This window comes from Kitasatospora sp. NPDC059973 (assembly GCF_042737525.1).
Classification (GTDB): domain Bacteria; phylum Actinomycetota; class Actinomycetes; order Streptomycetales; family Streptomycetaceae; genus Kitasatospora.
Genome location: NZ_JBHWUI010000167.1, coordinates 1 through 17,747 on the forward strand (window position 1 = coordinate 1; position 17,747 = coordinate 17,747).

The 17,747-nt window shown below is 70.8% G+C and carries 22 protein-coding genes and 3 pseudogenes; 10 read left to right on the forward strand and 15 right to left on the reverse strand.

The annotated features are described in order from the left end of the window. Positions 1 to 80: 80 nt before the first annotated feature. Complete coding sequence (locus tag ACFWA9_RS31990) at positions 81 to 1,214, reverse strand: IS630 family transposase (RefSeq protein WP_380391786.1); 1,134 nt, start codon at positions 1,212 to 1,214, stop codon at positions 81 to 83. 69 nt (positions 1,215 to 1,283) lie between these two features. Here ACFWA9_RS31990 and ACFWA9_RS31995 point away from each other — a divergent pair, with 69 nt between their 5' ends. Beyond that, positions 1,284 to 1,811: an SMI1/KNR4 family protein gene (locus ACFWA9_RS31995; protein WP_380391789.1), complete on the forward strand. Its 528-nt coding sequence runs from the start codon at positions 1,284 to 1,286 to the stop codon at positions 1,809 to 1,811. 86 nt (positions 1,812 to 1,897) lie between these two features. On the opposite strand, the gene ACFWA9_RS32000 is transcribed toward ACFWA9_RS31995, so the two are convergent. The 4 genes from ACFWA9_RS32000 to ACFWA9_RS32015 form a co-directional block, all read right to left on the reverse strand. Beyond that, entirely contained in the window at positions 1,898 to 2,170 is a 273-nt protein-coding gene (locus tag ACFWA9_RS32000) for a hypothetical protein (RefSeq protein WP_380391791.1), read from the reverse strand. A gap of 226 nt (positions 2,171 to 2,396) precedes the next feature. Next, positions 2,397 to 2,528, reverse strand: coding sequence for a hypothetical protein (locus ACFWA9_RS32005; protein ID WP_380391794.1), 132 nt, complete (start codon positions 2,526 to 2,528; stop codon positions 2,397 to 2,399). 197 nt (positions 2,529 to 2,725) lie between these two features. Next, complete coding sequence (locus ACFWA9_RS32010) at positions 2,726 to 3,214, reverse strand: SPW repeat protein (protein ID WP_380391797.1); 489 nt, start codon at positions 3,212 to 3,214, stop codon at positions 2,726 to 2,728. Between the two features lie 152 nt (positions 3,215 to 3,366). Then, positions 3,367 to 3,588: a hypothetical protein gene (locus ACFWA9_RS32015; RefSeq protein ID WP_380391800.1), complete on the reverse strand. Its 222-nt coding sequence runs from the start codon at positions 3,586 to 3,588 to the stop codon at positions 3,367 to 3,369. Between the two features lie 536 nt (positions 3,589 to 4,124). Between ACFWA9_RS32015 and ACFWA9_RS32020 the strand changes: the two are divergent. The 4 genes and pseudogenes from ACFWA9_RS32020 to ACFWA9_RS32035 all read left to right on the forward strand — a co-directional run. Continuing rightward, positions 4,125 to 4,283, forward strand: a pseudogene (locus ACFWA9_RS32020) (MerR family transcriptional regulator); the annotation flags it as partial. Between the two features lie 222 nt (positions 4,284 to 4,505). Further along, a pseudogene (locus tag ACFWA9_RS32025) lies at positions 4,506 to 5,210 on the forward strand (serine/threonine-protein phosphatase); the annotation flags it as partial. Positions 5,211 to 5,537: 327 nt separating this feature from the next. Beyond that, a complete protein-coding gene (locus ACFWA9_RS32030; RefSeq protein WP_380391802.1) occupies positions 5,538 to 5,873 on the forward strand; it encodes a hypothetical protein in 336 nt (111 codons plus the stop codon). Positions 5,874 to 6,072: 199 nt separating this feature from the next. Next, positions 6,073 to 6,222: a hypothetical protein gene (locus ACFWA9_RS32035; RefSeq protein WP_380391805.1), complete on the forward strand. Its 150-nt coding sequence runs from the start codon at positions 6,073 to 6,075 to the stop codon at positions 6,220 to 6,222. Positions 6,223 to 6,792: 570 nt separating this feature from the next. On the opposite strand, the gene ACFWA9_RS32040 is transcribed toward ACFWA9_RS32035, so the two are convergent. Next, the gene (locus ACFWA9_RS32040) at positions 6,793 to 7,512 is read right to left on the reverse strand and encodes an AbrB/MazE/SpoVT family DNA-binding domain-containing protein (RefSeq protein ID WP_380391808.1); all 720 of its coding nucleotides are present in this window, start codon (positions 7,510 to 7,512) and stop codon (positions 6,793 to 6,795) included. Positions 7,513 to 7,917: 405 nt separating this feature from the next. Here ACFWA9_RS32040 and ACFWA9_RS32045 point away from each other — a divergent pair, with 405 nt between their 5' ends. Then, on the forward strand, positions 7,918 to 8,133 hold the full coding sequence (locus ACFWA9_RS32045; protein WP_380391811.1) for a hypothetical protein: 216 nt from the start codon (positions 7,918 to 7,920) through the stop codon (positions 8,131 to 8,133). Between the two features lie 29 nt (positions 8,134 to 8,162). Here the strand turns inward: ACFWA9_RS32045 and ACFWA9_RS32050 are convergent, their stop codons facing one another. Together ACFWA9_RS32050 and ACFWA9_RS32055 are read right to left on the reverse strand one after the other, a co-directional pair. After that, positions 8,163 to 8,936: a hypothetical protein gene (locus tag ACFWA9_RS32050; protein ID WP_380391814.1), complete on the reverse strand. Its 774-nt coding sequence runs from the start codon at positions 8,934 to 8,936 to the stop codon at positions 8,163 to 8,165. 31 nt (positions 8,937 to 8,967) lie between these two features. Continuing rightward, positions 8,968 to 9,420 (reverse strand): hypothetical protein, encoded by a 453-nt coding sequence (locus ACFWA9_RS32055; RefSeq protein WP_380391817.1) that lies wholly within the window; start codon positions 9,418 to 9,420, stop codon positions 8,968 to 8,970. Positions 9,421 to 9,769: 349 nt separating this feature from the next. Between ACFWA9_RS32055 and ACFWA9_RS32060 the strand changes: the two genes are divergently transcribed. Continuing rightward, a complete protein-coding gene (locus tag ACFWA9_RS32060; RefSeq protein WP_380391820.1) occupies positions 9,770 to 10,414 on the forward strand; it encodes a hypothetical protein in 645 nt (214 codons plus the stop codon). Positions 10,415 to 10,507: 93 nt separating this feature from the next. Here the strand turns inward: ACFWA9_RS32060 and ACFWA9_RS32065 are convergent, their stop codons facing one another. Further along, on the reverse strand, positions 10,508 to 11,101 hold the full coding sequence (locus ACFWA9_RS32065; protein ID WP_380391823.1) for a ubiquitin-like protein Pup: 594 nt from the start codon (positions 11,099 to 11,101) through the stop codon (positions 10,508 to 10,510). 233 nt (positions 11,102 to 11,334) lie between these two features. Continuing rightward, the gene (locus ACFWA9_RS32070; RefSeq protein WP_380391825.1) at positions 11,335 to 12,711 is read right to left on the reverse strand and encodes an IS1380 family transposase; all 1,377 of its coding nucleotides are present in this window, start codon (positions 12,709 to 12,711) and stop codon (positions 11,335 to 11,337) included. Between the two features lie 320 nt (positions 12,712 to 13,031). On the opposite strand from ACFWA9_RS32070, the gene ACFWA9_RS32075 reads away from it, so the two are divergent. Then, positions 13,032 to 13,451, forward strand: coding sequence for a hypothetical protein (locus ACFWA9_RS32075; RefSeq protein ID WP_380391828.1), 420 nt, complete (start codon positions 13,032 to 13,034; stop codon positions 13,449 to 13,451). A 96-nt stretch (positions 13,452 to 13,547) separates the two neighbouring features. Here the strand turns inward: ACFWA9_RS32075 and ACFWA9_RS32080 are convergent. Further along, positions 13,548 to 13,953: pseudogene (locus ACFWA9_RS32080) on the reverse strand (transposase); the annotation flags it as partial. 289 nt (positions 13,954 to 14,242) lie between these two features. Here ACFWA9_RS32080 and ACFWA9_RS32085 point away from each other — a divergent pair. Beyond that, positions 14,243 to 15,004, forward strand: a complete 762-nt coding sequence (locus ACFWA9_RS32085) for a hypothetical protein (protein WP_380391830.1) — start codon at positions 14,243 to 14,245, stop codon at positions 15,002 to 15,004. 81 nt (positions 15,005 to 15,085) lie between these two features. Further along, positions 15,086 to 15,277, forward strand: a complete 192-nt coding sequence (locus ACFWA9_RS32090; RefSeq protein ID WP_380391831.1) for a hypothetical protein — start codon at positions 15,086 to 15,088, stop codon at positions 15,275 to 15,277. Positions 15,278 to 15,398: 121 nt separating this feature from the next. On the opposite strand, the gene ACFWA9_RS32095 is transcribed toward ACFWA9_RS32090, so the two are convergent. The 4 genes from ACFWA9_RS32095 to ACFWA9_RS32110 all read right to left on the reverse strand — a co-directional run bounded on the left by ACFWA9_RS32095 (position 15,399) and on the right by ACFWA9_RS32110 (position 17,574). Further along, positions 15,399 to 15,656 carry a hypothetical protein gene (locus ACFWA9_RS32095; RefSeq protein WP_380391834.1) on the reverse strand — a complete coding sequence of 86 codons (258 nt, stop codon included), beginning with the start codon at positions 15,654 to 15,656 and terminating at the stop codon, positions 15,399 to 15,401. A gap of 34 nt (positions 15,657 to 15,690) precedes the next feature. Beyond that, positions 15,691 to 15,993, reverse strand: a complete 303-nt coding sequence (locus tag ACFWA9_RS32100) for a hypothetical protein (protein WP_380391836.1) — start codon at positions 15,991 to 15,993, stop codon at positions 15,691 to 15,693. Continuing rightward, positions 15,990 to 16,856 carry a hypothetical protein gene (locus ACFWA9_RS32105; RefSeq protein ID WP_380391839.1) on the reverse strand — a complete coding sequence of 289 codons (867 nt, stop codon included), beginning with the start codon at positions 16,854 to 16,856 and terminating at the stop codon, positions 15,990 to 15,992. Before ACFWA9_RS32105 ends, ACFWA9_RS32100 begins: the two co-directional genes overlap by 4 nt. 520 nt (positions 16,857 to 17,376) lie before the next feature. Then, positions 17,377 to 17,574 (reverse strand): hypothetical protein, encoded by a 198-nt coding sequence (locus tag ACFWA9_RS32110; RefSeq protein ID WP_380391842.1) that lies wholly within the window; start codon positions 17,572 to 17,574, stop codon positions 17,377 to 17,379. Positions 17,575 to 17,747 lie beyond the last annotated feature (173 nt).

Below are 17,747 nucleotides of genomic sequence, written 5' to 3' on the forward strand. Positions count from 1 at the left end.
CGCTGCTGCGGGGCCGTACGGCCCCGCAGCAGCGGGGTCGGCGGGAGGTCGAGGTGCTGGGCTGGCTACCTACTGCCGCATCAGGCAACGTTCGCCCTACTGATGACCTCGCGCAGGCGCTGATCAGCAGCGTGCTTGTTCCGCCAGATGATGTATCGGCGGATCATGCTGCCCTGGGCCTTGTGGCTGGGATGGTCGGTGCCGTCGAGGGCGAAGTAACGCAGGGCGGTGAACTGGGCCTCGATCCGGTTGAGCCAGGAGCTGTTGGTCGGGGTGTAGGCGATCTCCACATTGTTCGCGGCCGCCCACGTCCCGACCCGCTGACAGCGCTTCGTCGTCAGGTGCGGCGAGTAGTTGTCGCAAACAATCGCAATACGAACACCGATCGGGTGCAGCGAGCGCAGATAGCGGCAGAACTCCAGGAACTTCGACCGGTTCTTGGTCTTCTTGACGTGCCCGTAGAGCTGGTCCTTGGCCAGGTCGTAGGCGGCGAACAGGTGCCTCACGCCGTGCGGGCGGGTGTAGGTCGCCCGTCTGCGCGGTCGGGGATCGCGGTCGGAATCCTTGTGCCTGCCGCCGCGTTCGGCCCACTGCCGGCCGGGGTGGGGCTGGAGGTTGAGCGGCCCGAACTCGTCCATGCAGAAGATGACTTCGGGCTCGCCTTCCTCGGGTATGACCTCGCCGTCGGCGATAGCGTAGAAGTGCTCGACGCGGGCCTTCTTCGTGGCGTAGTCGGGGTTGCGGGAGGTCTTCCAGGTCTTCACGCGTTGAAAGGAGACGCCTTCCTCGCGGAGCAGGATGCGCAGGCCCTCGTGGCTGATGTCGTCGACCACCCCCTCGGCGACCAGGAAGTCGGCCAGCTTGGCCAGGCTCCAGGTCGAGAAGGGCAGGCCGTGCTCAGCTGGCCCGGACTTGGCGATCTTCTTGATCTCGCGACGCTCCGGGAGGGTGAACGTCCTCGGCCGGCCGCCCCTGTACTTGGGGTAGAGCGAGTCGAAGCCGTCGGCGTTGAAGTTGTGGAGCACGTCCCGGACCCGGTCCGCGCTGGTGAACGTCACCTCGGCGATCTTCGCCACCGGCATGCCCTGGGCGGACAGCAGCACCATCTGCGCTCGTCGCCATGTCACTACCGATCCGGTGCCCCTGCGGACGATCCGTAGCAGGCGCCGCCCCTCGTCGTCATCGATGTCCCGCACCCGCACACGTTCAGTCACGTGAGCATTGTGCTCGTCTGGCATGTGCTGGGCGGTCAACTGCCGGGCGTGGCTCTTACGATGCCAGGCATGACGCGCTTTGAGGATCTCCAGCAGTCCCTGTGGGACACCGGTAGCGACTACGGAGTGCAGCCGCCCGTGACTGACCAGGTGATTCTGGAGGCCGAGCGGCTGCTGAGTGTCACGCTCCCCAGCTCCCTGCTGGACCTGCTGCGGCAGCAGAACGGGGGCCAGGTCACGAGCAGCCGGAATGTCTTCCCCACGAGCAGGCCGACCTCATGGAGTGCCGACCACGTCCCCTTCGACAGCGTGCTGGGCATCGGCCACCGCGAGCGAACGATCTCCCTGCTCGACAGCCCGTATCTGGTCGAAGAGTGGAACCTCCCCGCACCTGTGGTGCTGGTCTCGGGTGACGGGCCTTGCTGGATCGGACTCGACTACCGGGCCTGTGGCCGACACGGGGAACCGTCCGTCACCTGGTTCGACGCGGACGACAACTCGGAGTTGGCCCTCGCTCCGAACTTCCAGTCCTTCGTCGAGGGCCTCACCTCCGCCAGCGGGTTCGAGAGCGTGAAGAGCGACGGCTCATTCGGCTGAGCCCGCACGCGAAGCGCCTCCGCACTACCGGCAAGGCCAACCCCTGCCACGAGCCCGTCACAGGGCAAACGCTGCTTGATGCGGCACTACCGGGCCTGCTCCGCGGGGCAGGACTCGGCCAGCAGTTCCAGCAGGCAGGCCGCGACCGTGTCCGGCTCGCCGCTGTGCACCCAGGTGTAGACGGCGGTGCGCCGCTGTGCGTCGATGCTCTGCAGGATGTACCCGTCCACCAGGGCGGCGCTGTTGTCGGGGCGTCGGCGGGCCAGGATCTGCCGGGGTGGGCCTTCCTGCTCGGCCAGGCCCTCGATGTCGTCGGCGCCGGGGCGGTCCCGAAGCTGGTAGACCCACCGCGTTCGCATGCCGACCATTCTTCTGCCTGGGTTGACCGCTCGCCGGCACCCCACCCGATTCGGCCCCTGTGTCGTGGTGCTCAGCGGGGGACGTGCGGCCCGCGGTGTGCCGGGTCGGGCGCCGGCGGCGTCTACGGAAGGCGTCTGCCCGGATGAGAGGTACACCGGGGGGCATCCCGGCGGGCGCCACTGCTTTCCCTGCGGTGACGGCCCAGGAGCGGGGCGCAGATTCGTGTCAGCGGGCGGTCGTGGGAGGGGTGTGCGGGCGGGGGAGGGTGTCGCGCAGCGCGTAGAGGTCGTCGATCGTGGCCTGTTCGGCGAGGCGGGTCGACAGGCGGCGCAGGAGGGGTTCGGGTCTGACGCTCATTGTCTCTCCTGTCCGCTGGGTGGTCGGGGCCTGTTCGGCTCGGGCGTGTGCCCGGCTGTCCCGGGTGGGGTGCGTGCGGGGCCGGCGGGAGAGGGGGAGGTCGCGGCCGGTCCGGCGGGGCTGGGGGAACGGCTGGGCCGCCGGGAGGGGGAGATGGTGAGGCCCTCCCGGCGGCGCTGGGATGCGCGGTTCGTTGGTCAGTGGTCGTCGAGTCCCGGCATGGGGCGGCGGCTGCGGGGGTTGCCGGCTCCCGGACGGGTGGCGCTGCGGTCACGGGCGGCGGAGGCGGCCGCGAGGGCGAGGAGGGTGGCGACGGCGCCGGTGATGAGGTTGCTGGTGATGGAGCGGGTGTGGGCGACGTCGCCGGCGACGACCCAGGGGGCGACGCAGGTCCAGATGCCGAGGGCGGCCGCGGCCCAGGCCATGGAGTGGGTGCGCTCGTAGGAGGTACCCAGTCCGCCCAGGAGCAGGGCGTAGGCGATGCCGGCGATCAGGTTGGTGACGGTCAGGGTGGCGAAGCCGTTGAATCCGGCTATCCAGGGGGACGCGGCCAGGTAGAGGCCGGTGATGAGGGCCAGGGCCTCGATCATCTGGGCTCGTGGGGTGGCGGCGGCGCGGTCGTGCCGGGCTCGCAGCTCCCTCAGGTCGGGGTGTTCCTCGATGGGTGGGCGGTGGGTCGACGCCATGGTGACCTCCGGATGGGAGAAGGGCCTGGCCCGGCGCCTACCCCATAAAGTCGACATAAACAGACAAAGAGGGTGGTCGTCTGGTCGTGGAACCGGGGTCCGCCGGCGTCGGGTGCGGCCGCCGACGGACCCCGCACCTCCCGAGGCGACGGTCAGTGCTTGGCGATGGCCATGCCCAGGAAGAGCCCGACGACCAGCGCGACGGAACCCACCGCCATCACGGACCAGGTCCCGGCGTGGGTGGCGGCGAAGGTCGAGCTCATGCCCGCCTGGGTCGCCGCCTGGGTGGCCTGCGCGCCGGCCAGGTTGGCCTCTTGGACGGCCAGCGCCGTCTCCAGGCCGTGGACCTTGCTCTCCAGCTCTGCGGTCTCCACGATCACGCTCCTCACACGAACGACGCCGACCGGTTCGACGCCGCGTGCACCATCCGTTCCCCGCGCCACCCGCGGCCCTCTCTCCGGCCGGCCCATTCACCCGTTCGACCACGTCCTACCGGGTGCCCATGGGCAGTCCTCCGCCAGGATCCTCAGCAGCTCGGCGGCGACCGTATCCGGGTCACCACAGCGAACCTGCGTGTAGATGGCCGTCCGCGCCGACTCGTCGAGCTGTCGCAGGACGTACCCGTCCACCAGGCCCCGCCTGCGGGGCACTCCCGCACCAAGTCCCGGCGCGGCCATCGCTCCCTGCCGGTCTCTAGGACGAGTAGATCCGAAGTTCCGGCCCGCCAAAGGGCAACGGAGGGCGCTAGCGCCATCAGGATCGCCCGGCCCGTGAGATGAGCAGTTTCCTCGTCCGGGCGGACACCGCAGACCTCCTCAGCTACGAAGGATGGTGGTTTCCGGTCACGCATACGCGATCCCCGCGATCCCCCTCGCGGAGGAGTGGCGGACACAAGGACCGGCCCAGGGCCGGTAGATATGGCCTCATCACCCCCCTGCGCTCCGCCGGCGGCCACCGCCGCTTCTCCCGCCGCCAGCTGCGGGTCGCGATGCGCGTCCGCGACCTGGTCGACCAGGGAACCGCCGTCGACGCCGCCTGCCGCATCGTCATCCTCCAAGACCAGCTCTAGGAAGCCCAGCGCCTCGTCGAACACCTCCGCCACCCGTAACGCCGGCTGACAGCACACCCGCCGTTCCGGCCTGGGGAACACCACTCACCGCGCCCGCGCCTGCGTCGGCTCGGGCAACGGGCCCATCCGCCGCTCCAGGAACCTGACAGCCGAGCCGCGCGCGCCGAAGGGCCATGATCGGCGGGCATAAGGGAAGGATGGTGGCAATCCAGGGAGGCTGATGTGGCGACGGACCGGATCGGGCTGGCGGACGTGCTGGCCGCAGGGGAGGGCGCTGCTCCGGTGCGCTCCCTCGACGTGGTGGCCCGCAACCTCCGGGAGCGCTTCTCGGTGACAGTCGTCTCGTTCCTGTTCGTCGACGCGGTGGGCCAGTGCCTGCTGCGGTTCGACGACGCGGCTACCACCGGCCCGAACCGCTACGCCGAGCGGATCCCCCTCGATCGTGGCACCGTCTACGACCACGTCCTGCGCACCCAGCAGCTCGTCGTGGCTCCCAAGGACGGGCGGGTGCTGGCCCCGGTCACCAACCGCGGCGACACCATCGGCGTCCTGGAGCTGCACCTGACCGAGGCCACGGACGACGTCCTGGAACAGATCAGGGAAGCCGCCCACGCGCTGGCGTACCTGCTCGTCACCGACCGGCGCTTCACCGACCTCTACCACTGGGGCAACCGCACTACCCACGTGAGCCTGGCCGCCGAGATCCAGAGCCAGCTCCTGCCTTCGGCCTCGTCCTGCGAGGCACCGGAGTTCGCGCTCGCCTGCGCCCTGGTCCCGGCCGCGGACATCGCCGGCGACACCTACGACTACTCCCTCGACCACACCACCCTGCACCTGTCGATCACCGACGCCATGGGCCACGACGTAGCCGCTGCCTTGCTGGCCACCCTGCTGGTCAACGCCTCCCGAGGCGCCCGCCGCGACGGAGTGATGGGTGGGGTGGGGAGCGGGTGCGCACGTCGGCCCGGCAGACGCTGCGCTGTGCCATTTTCTCTTGACCTGGCGGCGGGCGGTGGCCAGCGCGGGGGTGGATGGTGTGGGTGGCCTGGGGCCGGTGAACCGGCCAGCCAGTGACGGCCCCGCCGCTTCGGTTCGCCGGTCCAGGCCGGTGCTGCGTCTGGTCGGGCCGCTCCCGGGCCTCGACTCCCGCTCCGGCCGGTCCCGCCTGCCGCTCGCCGACCCGTTGTCCGTGACGGTTCTGCCTCTGGACAGGGCGTTGCCGAGTGCCGACTCTGGAGGAGCGCCACCGCAGGTATGGTCGACGACTCACGGATCGGGGACCTCATGACAAGCCACGGCCACGGCCACCACGGCAATTCGGGCTCCAACTGGCAGCAGGCGGCGAACGACCAGCGCCACCGGCAGGAACAGGCCCATCGCCGCCAGCAGGAGGAACAGGCCCGCCTGCAGCAGGCGGCGGCGGACGACCAGCGCCGCCGGCAGGAGGAACAGGCCCGCCGTGACCGCGAGGAGGAGGAGCGCCGAGGTCGTTGGCAGTGGGAGGAGGAGCGCCGCCAGCAGGAGGCGAGCGCCCGCGAGCGTCAGAGGAAGGACGAAGAAGCCGGCGTGGCCGGGAACGCTGAGAAGTAGCGGCGCTTCTGTTTCACAGCACTTCGCCCCGCCGACTAACCAGTCGACGGGGCGAAGCAGAAGCCCAATTGACCAACAGCGTCCTCGAATCGCGAGGGGCCGGCCTTCAGCGTAGGCACGCCTTCCAGCCAGAACCTGCGATCACCTCTCCTACTGCCCCCACGCCCGCCATCCTGGAGGCCGCTCTGGAGGGGAGACGATGGACTTCGAATTCGAATGCTGGAATTGCGACGAGACGGTCACCGTCTACGGCGAGCCGCTGGGCTTCTTCAGCGTCCACAGCTACCGGCTGCCCTACGACTGGACGTGCTTCTACTGCGACGCAATCAACATCACCCCGGATGACTGACCGCCCCTTCGATCTTCCCCACCCCGGCCGGTGGCGGGACCTGCCCTGCCGGACGTCCGGGCACGGGCGGCAACCCAGCCACCGACGCGGCCCGCCGACCCGGGCCTGGCTGGGTGCGGTGTACCGCCCCCGCACCCGTGGCCAGCGCCCGGATGCGCTGGACCATCCGGCTGCCGCCTGGACTGCGCCATCGACGCTGCGCGCCGACAGCGCACCGGTCGGGCCGCGGGCGGCCCGACCTGTCCAGTTGCCCTTCGCCTGGTGGTGGGTGTCCGTGCCGGGCGCGGGCACCTGCCGGACCCGGCCTGCCCCGGCTGCTAGGACCTGCCCACCACCGAGCACTGGCCCAGGTCACCACCCACCTGGACGAGATCGTGAGCACCACCAGGACGACGGGCAGCAGCAGCGCCTTCGCCTGCCGACGTGGCCCCGTAAATCGAACTCGAGGCCGTCACCGCCGGGCCCGTTCGCGGGGCCCGGCCGGCTGCGTGGTGTCCGGCGCGGGCTGAACCGGCTCCGTCTGCCGAGCGGCTCATCGCGACCCGTGGCTGCTGTTGCCCCCGCTGACGGTTACGGCGTCTCGGTGGGCAGCAGGTCGGCGGCGAGCAGCGGCAGGGCGAGGCGGTGGGCGGCGGCGGCGCACAGTGCGTCCGGCATCGTCAGCTCGATCGCGGCGGCAGCGGCGCGGGTGGTGAGGTCGAGGGCGTGGGCGGTGTCGGTGGCGAGGGCGGCGCGGTGTTCGGCGGGACGGGGCTGGCGGACGCCGAGGAGGGTGAGTTCGGCGAGCAGGTGGTCGGCGCGCTCGTGGGCGCCGGCGCGGGCGAGGACGGTGACGAGGTCGGCGACGGCCGCCTCGGGCAGGATCGCGCGGTCGAGCCAGTGGCTGACCCGGGAGTCGGGGCCGGCGGCGATCCAGGCGAGGACGGCGCGAGCGGTGACCACCACCCGCTGCTCGCCGCCCGCGAGGACTCGCACGCCCCGGGTGTCCCCGGGCAGGGGGCGCAGTTCGGCGGGTGGCTGGTCGGAGTTCTCGTCGTGGTCGGGGAGGGGGTGGCCGCCGGTGAGCATGAGGGCCGGGCCGGCCGGGAGGTGGCCGGCGAGGAGGGGGGCGAAGGTGGTTCGGAGTTGGTCGCGGACGGCCCACAGGGGCTCGATGGTGATCGCGCCGTCGGTGGTGCGGACGGCGACGAGGTCGCCTTCGGTGATGCGGGCCGCGCGTTGGGCCTGGGCGGGCAGGACGAGGCGGCCGCGCTGGCCGACGCGGGCGGTGACGGCGGTGGGCTCGGTCATGCCCGCACCCTAGGCCCACACACCGTGCCTTGGTGAGCAAACCGGGATTTGCTCACCCCTGGGTGCGGTTGGGGCTGGTACAGCGCTCCCGCATTCGCGAGGAGCTCGTGGAGACCGGGTGGTTCGACGAGACCGGTTCAACGATGTCGGCTGCTTCCGGCTCGGCGACCACGCCCGCCGGACACTGCCCAAAGGTCGTTCCGCTTCGGCACGTCGGCTGACCAACGGCGCCGACCAGGCACCGAGAAGCTGGCCCGCGGTCCGCACTCATCTGGGTGCGGGCCGTCGTCGTATCTGGAGGCCGCCGCGGGCGAGCCCTGCTCTGGTCTTGCCGGGCAGGGCCAGAGCAGTATCACCGCTGATAGCGGTCTGGGACTGCAGCGCCCGGGCTGCGAGACTGTGATCATGACCGACCGCCGACCCCTTTCTCTGCCCCACTTCTCCGAGCCCGCCTTCGACGCTCCTGCCACCGCCCAGGTGGGCGGGCGCCGGCTGCTGCCGGTCGAGCAGGGCGCCGACTTCCGCCAGCCGCCCGGAGAGACGGAGCCCGCACCTGCTCCGGCCCGCCGCCCGCTCGCCGCCGGAGGCATCACCTTCTCCGATCCGGACCGGCAGATCTGACCTGACCGCCCGCACCTGTGGGTGGTGCGCTACCAGCCGTCCATCGCCCGGACGTCGCCGCTGATCGCGTAGCGGCGGCAGGCCACCAGCTCGGCGATGGTGAGCCCGATGTCGTCGGCGACGGGCGCCAGGACGTCCTCGGCCTGGCCGTCGCCGACGTAGGCCGGGACCACCTCGAGGGCGAGCACGCCGAGCCGGTGCTGGGCGGCGCGATGCTGGGCGACCAGGTCGCGGCCGGCACTGACGTGCCGACGCCACGCCTCTGCAGTGATGCCGTCCGGGGCCGGACCGGTCTCCAGCTCGGAGGCGGGGACGTCGGGACGGTCGCGGACCTCGGTGACCGCGCGGGCGACGATCCCCCCGACCACCTCGGCCGGAAGCGGCCGGCCGCTGGCCTCGGCCTGGGCGTCGGCCAGGCGCTCCGCGATCAGGTCGGTGAGCTCCGCGAGTCGGCCCTTGAGGTCGACCACCGCGCGCACCGGCAGGACCAGGGCGGCGCTGTCCCACGCGTGGGACGCCCCGAGCTCGGCGGCGACGGCGCCCTCGATGGCGGCGGCGGTGGCCGCCAGATCGAGCAGCCGGTACGCGGTCGAGCGGCCGATCCCGAACTCGGCGAGCGCGTACGCGCCCCAGCTGTCGTGGCCGAGAGCCGTCCACACCCGCGCCCGGTGGGCCGCCCGCACCCGACGGGCCAGCACCAGCACCGCCGCCCGGACGTCCTCGATCGCGGTGCGCAGCTGCTCGGTCAGCTCCCGTACCCGCGCTTCACCGACGGGGCCGGCCTGCTCCTGCTGCTCGTCCATACCGGCATCGTTCCCGTGCCGGGGCCGTGCCTCACTTGAAGTCCGCGAGAGCCTCCTGCCGTACGGCGGTGAGCAGCAGGTCCACCTTAAGGTGCTGTTCCTCGTCGTCCAGGTCCTGGCCCTGGGTCAGTTCCACCAGGTACTGGAGTATGCCTCTGCCGAGGGCGGCGACGGCTGCGGTGTCGTGGCTGCCGGTGCTGTTGGCCCAGCTCGTCATCAGTTCGCCGGACAGCCGGACCATGGCGGCCACCTGGTGGGTGCCGAACGCGTCGGCGGGCCGGCCGGTGTTGATCTGCTCGTCGGTGGCGTCCTGCGTCGTCTGCTTGATGACGGCGGCGCCGAAGCGGGCGATCAGTTGGGGCAGCGGCTGTTCGCTGATGCCGTTGAGCTCGGGGGAGTCCAGGACGGCGTGGTCGCGCCGCCAGGACGCCTCCAGGGCTTTGGCGGCGCGCAGCATTTCGTAGGGGGCGAGATCGGCGATCATCTGCGGACGGTAGCCGTACCGGCCGTGGTGCCGTACCTGTGCGGTGTTGCAGATTCCGTCCGGCGGGATGTGTCCCGGTGGGATCCCGCCGGGCGGAATCCGTCCGGCGGACTGCGGGGTCGTGGTGCCCGGCCGGGGGCAGTGCTCGCCACGGTCGGCGGGTGCGGCGGTCGGGAACGGGCCGCGGTGGTGGTGGAGGGCGACCTGCTGGCGCGCCGGTAGAGACGCCGAGTGAACCGGTGAAGCCGCTGCGCGGCGCTCCTCGGTGCCGATAGCGTGGGCGGCCGGGGATTCACGGACGAAGGGGGCGGCGATGGCGAGGTTTCCGAGCCGGGCAGAGCTTGCGGCGTTGAGCGACGTTGAGTACGAGGCGCTCGGGTCGTTGCATTTCGCGGTGAACGACCTGCGTCACGAGTGGGTTTCCTCGGGCGCGGTGGTGGAGCGGATGATTGCCATGAACGACCATGCTGACCACGCCGACGGCGACAGCCCGTTCTCCCACCGCTCGCAGGCTCTGTCCGAGGTGTACCGCGCTGCTTCCCGGTACAACCGGGCGGTGGAGAGGGTGATGTGGCCGTGCGTGAGCGCTTACGCCGTGCTCGGCATCACCCTTCTGGACCGGGTGGTCACAGGGCGCGGCCCGCTGGACCACCTCACCGTCCGCGCCCTGAGCGCCGAGCCCACTCTCGCCGCGCTCCTGGCCGCCCTCGCCGTCCCGGTCGCCTCCCTACGACGGGCCCGCTCCGCTGAGTTCCTCGCTTCCGAGCAGCAGGAGCAGAAGGAACTGCTCGCCACGGCAGAGGGCGTCTACGTCAACCTTGCCGACCCTGCCCGGGACAGGCCGCTGGACCGGGTGCGGGCGGCCGCGTGCCGGCTGACGGAGGCTGACGACCTGCGCATCGACCCCCTGTGGGACAGCCTGATGGAACCGCTGACTGCCCTGGCCGAGCAGAACACCCTGGAGATCAGCTTCTACCTCGCCCATCAGGGCTGATCGGCGGATGCGGGTCGGCTTGCTTCGCGGCGGTGCTGGCGCAGCTCGTCGAGGAATTCGGTAGAGGCCTGATCGCCCTGGGCACATACCGAGTCAGGGGTTATTGTCCTGGATCCATTGCTCGACGATCCGTCCAACCAATTGGTCTGCTGTGAGCCGTTCCGGGTCTTCTGCAGCTATTCTAGCGATCTGCGTATACTGCTCCGGTCCCAGGCGAATGGTATTCAGCTCGTGGAATAGCTCGACGGAGTAGAGAACCCAGTGCAAGGCCGCTGCCTCGTCAATTGAGTGCTGCGGATTGCGTTGCTTGACCAAGTCCTCGGCGGTCCTCCAGGCGCCTTCAAGCGTCACTTCGACTGCGGTGGCAAGGAGATCGTCCTCATCAGCCAGGGGCAGCGCGGGCCCTGGGGCGCTGCTCAGCGCTTGATGGACTCTCGCTATCACCTTCTTGAAGGAATCCCAGGTGGCGCCAGCGATGATTCCGGCTGCCGCCGCGCCTACATAGAAGGAAGGGTCGAGGAAGGTAGACCACCCTTGCCCGCCCCTTTTGACGAATCCCCTGACGAACTCCTCGGCATTCTCTTCAAGGATTGCGTCGATGGCGTCAAGAGTGGCGTCCGTGCTGTCGTCTGATGTTTCGATAGCCTCTTCCGGGGGCTTAGGGTCTTCGTTGGTTGCCTCATTCATGATCGTTCCTAGAGGATGAGGAAGTTCAGTACCGTTCCGTAGACCGCTAATACCAAGACTAGCCTCGATCTTGCATGAGGGTCCGTCAGCTTACTGACGGACCCTTTCGGCTCGTCCGCGGTGGTCATTTCTGCAGGTGGGCAGGCTGGCGGCCCGGCTGTCGCGTCGGGTGGGCGCCGGGTTCCACGGCTCCGGTCGGGTGGTGCTGCTCGTAGGGGCGGGGGAGTTGCTGGTCAGCCGGGGTTCGGCAGGGCTGCGAGCCGTTGCAGTGCTTCGGTGATCACACTGGTCCAGGGCCAGTGCCTGGCGAGACGGAGGATGCGGCGGCGTCCGGTGGTGACGAGCTGAGCGGCTGCGGAAAACAGCCGCAACCTCAGGCGGCGGGGCTCCCACCGGCGGGCCTGGCCGGTGAGGGCGAGCATCGGCATCCAGGCCAGCAGGTCCAGGGCGATCTGGACGATCTCCAGCCAGATCTGGTTCTGCGCGGCGTCGTGCAGGGGAAGATTGCGCAGGCCGGTGGCGCGGGCGGCGCGGATGCGGTCCTCGGCGCGGGCCCGCTGGCGGTGCCGCAGCTCCAGCTCGGCGATCGGGGTGCGGGCGGTGTTGGTGGCGACGCAGGTCAGGCGCATGCCGTCGGCGTCGGTGAGACGCAACTGGGCGCCGGGGTGCGGCCGTTCCTTGCGGACGATCAGCCGCATCCCCTTGGGCCAGCCCTTGAGGCAGTCGCCGTCGAGCTCGGCCACCCAGGCCCCGTTACGGACCTCGCCGTCGGGCTCGACGGCCGGTGTCCAGGCCGATGCCGGGACCTTCAGGACTGCGTGGTGGATGGCATCGGTGATGGTCATGCCGACCGAGTAGGACAGCCACCGGCCGCGTGCGGCAAGCCAGTCGACGAACTCGTGGGTGCCCCCACCAGAGTCGGTGCGGATCAGCGTCCGCCTTCCGCGCCGGTACTTCTTCGGCAGCTGCGCCAGCGCGAGCCGGGCGGCTTCGATGTGGTCAGCGGCGGTGTTGCTGCCCGCGTTCCCGGGCCGCAGCAGGGCGGCCACCGGCTCCCCGGACCCGCCCCGGCCGTGGTCGACGAACCCCATCAGCGGATGGTGCCCGAAGGTCTTCTTCCAGGTCGCGGCCGCATCCTGCTTCTCGGAATGCGCGATGACCAGCACCCCGTCCAGGTCCACGACCACCTGTCCGGCCGCGTCCGGCGCCGCGTCACCGGCCAACTTCCATACATCTGCGCGGACTTGAGCGCGGGCCTGCCGCAGTGCGGTCAGCGCATGCTTCCCGCCCGCTGCCAGCGTGTCGACCAGCCGGGACACCGTCGGATCGGAGGCCACCGGCCCGAACACCGCCGGCTTGGCCCGCAGCATGCCCACGTCCGCCAGGCAGTCTCCGCCCAGCGCGACCGCGAGCGCCACATCCAGCAAGACCTTGCCCGGATCATGCACCGCCCGCGGCTTGCGCCACGGCCCCAGCGCCGCCGATATCGCCGCATCCAGACCAGTCTTGCGGACCGTCTCCACCAGCAGCACCCCGCCGGCCTGAGAAACCACCCCGCGACCACCGCCTTCGGTACGGACACGCGGGTAGAACCCGATACGCTTCTTCACCTGGAGAGTGCTTCTTTCCTGCGACGACCTGGACCCTAGACAAGTCCCATCGTTGCAGGTCAGGAGCACTCTCCGCGTTTCTGATCATCCACCGGACACCCTGCCAGGTGAAGGCGCAGGGTTAACGTGCCGAGTAGGTGGTGCTGGAGTCAAGGCAGACGGCTGATTACCTCTGACGGTCCAGTGAAAGTGGCAAAGAACGCCGCGCCGTGATCGGCTTATTCCTGCAGGAGGTAAGCATGGGTACAGGGCAGATGTAGGCCCAGTACCGCGACCTGATTAGTCAGCAATCAAGCCAATTTGGGGTGAATATGTCGGCTTTGGGCAACTATGCAGCAAACAAGAGAAACTTTGTTGATGCTCTCGCTGCGTGGGCCACGGAACTTAACGACGGGGCGCCAACCAATACCCGTCCAGCTGCTAGCCAGACACTCAAAGCTGCTGCTGATGCCGCCTACGAACTTGTTGAGTACCTAAATTCGCCCATCATCGACCGTGCTATCGAGACTTTTCACACTTCCGCAGCCGAGCGCGCTCTAGCTGCAAAGAACTTAAGGAAATATCTCAGCGACGCGGGACTCGAGTCTTCGGACAGGGTGAAGTGGGAGCTTCATGACGACAATTGGTGTGTGGGCTCCCAGGTAACAGTCACGTATCAGGACGACAGCGGCGATGCTCACACCATCACCGTCAGCGGCCACTACGATAGCGAAACGGGATGGGGTACGGGTGTGTGTTAAGCACTAGCCTTAGATCTTTTGTGACGGTCCGTCGGATTCTCTGGCGGGCCGTTTCGGTCGTCCGGGCTGATGCGGGCAGGTCGGGGGCCCGGCTGTCGCGTCGGGCCCGGCCAACCGCCAGATGCGATCGCGGGCTTCGGCCCGTGCGGCGCGGCTGGCGGCCAGTGCCCCAGAGCCCGCTGCGGCGAGCGTGTCGACCAGGCGGGAGACGGTCGGGTCGGAGGCCACCGGCCCGAAGAGGGCCGGTTCGGCCCGCAGCATCGCGACATCGACCAGGCAGTCCCCCGCCCAGGGCGGTCGCCAGCGCGAGGTCCAGCAGGATCTTGCCCGGGTCGTGCACCGCCCGCGGCTTGCACCACGGCGCCAGCGCCTGAGATATCTCCTGATCCAGGCCGGTTTTACGGACCGCCTCCACCAGCAGCACGGCCCCGGACTGCGAGACTACCGCACGGCCGTTGCCCTCGCCCCGGACAGGCGGGTACGACCCGCTACGGTTCTTCACCCGGGGAGTGCTTCTCTCTTGGCGACGAACAGGACCTTCGACAAGCCCTATCGTCCCAGCTCAGAGGCACTCCTCGCTTATTTGATCACCCCTCGGACCGCCCCCTTCGTGAAAGCCCGAGGCTAGTAAGCCGAGATGATCCATACCTGTTCACCTTCTGCGGTCGCCCGGTGCGCACCGGCTCCGGGCCCGGTCGGCCTTCGCCCCTGGTTGCTCCCGGGGAATCGGACGGCCAGTGGTGGGTGTTCAATGGCCCGATCACCGCACGCTGAGCTGGGAGGGCACCACTGTGGGACGTAAGAAGCCGGGCAAGCCGCGCCGGGAGCGCGGAGTGGGCGAGTACACGCTGCAGCAGCTCCAGCCGCCCGGCTATGACGAGTGGATGAGCCCGGCCGCCGGCTTCGACGCTGAGCGGGCCGCCGCCGACCCCCGGCTCTCCTCGCAGGCCGTTGACCTCATGCGACGACTGGGCAGGCTGCGGCCGGTCTACGGAGCGAAGATCCCCCTGCAGGCCGTGTGGCTGGACATGGCCATCGACGGCGGCGTCCTGCGGCTGCGCCGCCCGGACGGCAGCGTCGGCGATTTGCCCGCCGACGAGCTCGCGGGCATGCTCGGCGGTGCGACCGGGGTGGAGGACGTCCGCAATGCGGTGCACGAGCTCCACGCCACCGGCATGCTCCTCGTCGAACCGGATGGCGAGGACGACACCGTGCTGCGCGTCGTCATCGGCAAGCCCACAAAGCCCGGCGATCCGTGGCTGTTCGGTGGCGACATCGCCAGCGACCTGGTGCCCAAGACGTGCATCCCGGGTGACCCGCAGTCCCTGGGCCACGAGGAGTTCGCCGCGCTCGCCTACCTACGTGCCCACCTCGCGGAAGGCACCCTTGGCACCGCGGAGGACTACGCCACGTTCAAAGGCGTCGGCTCCGTCGAGCGCGCACAGGAACTCTTCGACGCCGTCGCCGACCTGGTCGACGTCCGAGGCTGCCCGGCCTGCCCCACCGCGCACCTGTGCACCCGCGACCCCGACGACCTCGACCAGGCCGCCTGAGGGGTGGGGCCCGTCTCGCCGCCAGATCCGTCCGTCCTGGCCGCCTACAGTGTCTCCACCGACTACCCGGAGGCGCCCAGTATGGCCAGGCCTGCTGTTGCCGCGATCCTCTTCGATTCGACCTGGGGCGGTGATGTCCCGCGCGCGGCCCCCGCACCACGGGGCGAGGCCGTAGTCGACTGGCGGCTGCTGCGGCGGTTCCTCGACGACAACGGCTACAGGGAGGTCGTCATCAACACCGCGCCGGACGGGAGCGTCAGGCTCAGCCGGTAAGCCCGCCGCTCACGTCCGATGGCACACCGAAGGGGTGGTCAGGAACCGGTTGCGGGGCGCCCTTGGCCAACGCCTGAGCTCGCTGGTTACGCTCCGGCGAGGCGGGCGGAGATTCGCCGGGCTACCGACTGGGGGCGGCGTCCTCCAGGGCGGTGAGCATTCGGGCGTGGACGGCGGTGGCCGCTTCGCGGGTCGCCGGGTCCGGGTCCGTGAGCTGGGGGGCGATGAGCTCGGCGGCCGCGGCGAGGACCGGGACCGGGACGGTGGCCTCGTGGAGGTGGAGGAGCTGGGAGGCGGCACGCTCGCCGGGGGTGGCCCGGGTGCGGGCGTCGGGGATCAGCGAGGTGAGGCCCCGGGGCTGGGGCTGAGTGCTGGTCACCCGGGCATTGTTCCGCGTCCCGGGGTGCCGGTGATCACCACGGCCGGTCGTCGGGTTCCTCGTCCGGCACCGGGCCGTGGTGGTGGCGGGCGATCGCTTCCAGCAGGGCCTGGCGGGCCCGGCGCCGGTGGACGTCCTCGGTGCGGCCGGCGTCGGCGGCCCGCCACGGCTCGGCCGTCGCCTCGAACCGCTCCAGCACGGCGCGCAGCGCGCCCTCGACGGCGGCCGGCGACCAGGGCGGCGGGGTGCGGGGTGTTCGGACGGTGTCGGCGAGGACCCGGGCGGCGCCGGGGCCGAGTGCCCGCCGGGCCCGGCGGGCGGGCGGAGGCGGTGTCACGCCGGTCGCGGCTGCGTGGGATCGGTGGTGCCGTCGCCGTTCGCGCCGCCCAGGTCCTCGACCACGTCCAGGTCCAGTTCGGTGGCGAGGCGGTGCAGGTGCTCCCACTGGTCGAGGTCCAGGCCGAGCGCGGGGTCGCTGGCTACCCGCAGGAGGGCGGCGGCCGCGATGCCGGGCCCGGCGGCGGCGAGCGCGTTGTGCAGGGCCTCCTCGCAGGCCTCCTCGCCGCGGCCGTCCTGGTAGTGCAGGGCGATCTCGAAGGACTCGACCGCGCTGTCGAACACCCCGCGGTAGGCGAGGCGGTTGAGCGGATCGCCGTGCTCGTGGCCGAGAGCCCGCAGCTGTCGGAGGGGCAGCACGCGGGCGTCGCCGGCGGCGGTGGCGGTCCGGCCGGCCTCGATGGCGGCGGCCAGTTCGCTGGCGAGCAGGTTGAGCTCGCGCGCCAGGTCGCCGAGGACGCAGGACGGGAGGGCGGCGGCGATCGCGCAGACGGTGATCAGCGGCATCCGCTCGCCGTCGTGGAGTTCGGGCAGTGTGCCGGTGGTGTGCGAGGCGCCGAGCACCACGCCCGCCGCCAGGGTGTAGCGCAGCTCCTCGGTCAGCAGACCGTCGCTGTCCGGGATGATCTCGCGGCTGCTCGCCTGGACGATCGCCTCGGCCACCCGCTCCAGCAGCCGGCCGTGGTCCTCCTCGCACTGATGGCCGGCCAGCTCGCGCACCCACGCGGCCGCCGCTTCCCCCGCGTCGGCGGCCCGGTGCAGCGCCGCCAGCTCGGCCGCCCGCTGCGCCTGGTCCTCCCCGTCGGGGGCCTCGGTCTCGTGGGTATCGGAGTGCGGCGGTGGCGCGGACAGCGGAGTGGTCATACCGGTGCAACCCCGCGCGGGACCGGACGGTCACGGGTGCAGCCAGGGTCACCTTGCCGCACGGAACTGCAGCGCTGGGCAGCACTCCCGCCGCGCTGCGCAGCGGTGCGGGACAACCGGCCGCGCGGCGTGGGGGCAACGAGGGTGCGCAACGGGGACGGTACGGCCCGGGGGCTGTGCAAGGGGCGGCGCCGATACCCGCCCGTTTCACCCCGGGGGGAAACATCGCTGGTCGCGGGGCTAGCATCCGGGCATGAGTTTCTCCCCGGGGGTCAACGCGGTGTCCGAGCCGATGCTGTTCGGCGGTCCGACCTGCGCGGTGTGCGGCACGGAGCTGGCGTGGGCCGGCAAGGGCCGCCGGCCGAAGTACTGCTCGAAGAGGTGCTCGTCGAAAGCGGACCGCGCCCGGGAGAAGGAGAAGCAGGAGCAGGCCCTCGCGGCGGCCGCCGAAACGCCCCGGGGCGAAACGGCGCTCCCCGACGGCCTGGCCGACGACCCGTCGGCCGCCGAACTGCTCACCCTAGGCGAGGAGCTGGTCCGGCACGACCGGCTGCTGCTGCTCCAGCTGGACCGCGCGGCCCGCGACGGCGACGAGGCTCTTGCACGCCAGGCCGCCGCCGACGTCCTGCACTCCGCCTACTCGGTGATGCAGCGCCACCGCGAGCTGGTAGAGCAGCTGCTCACCGAGCACCCGACGCAGGCCCAGGCGGCGGGACAACCCACCCCGGAGCTCGCAGAAACGCCCCGGGGTGAAACCCGTACCGCCCTGGGCAGCACCTCGGCAGCGGCGGGGGGGGGGGGGGGCCCCCCCCCCCCCCCCCCCCCCCCCCCCCCCCCCCCCCCCCCCCCAAAGCCCCCCCGGGGAAACAACCCCCCGGCCAGCGCCCCCCC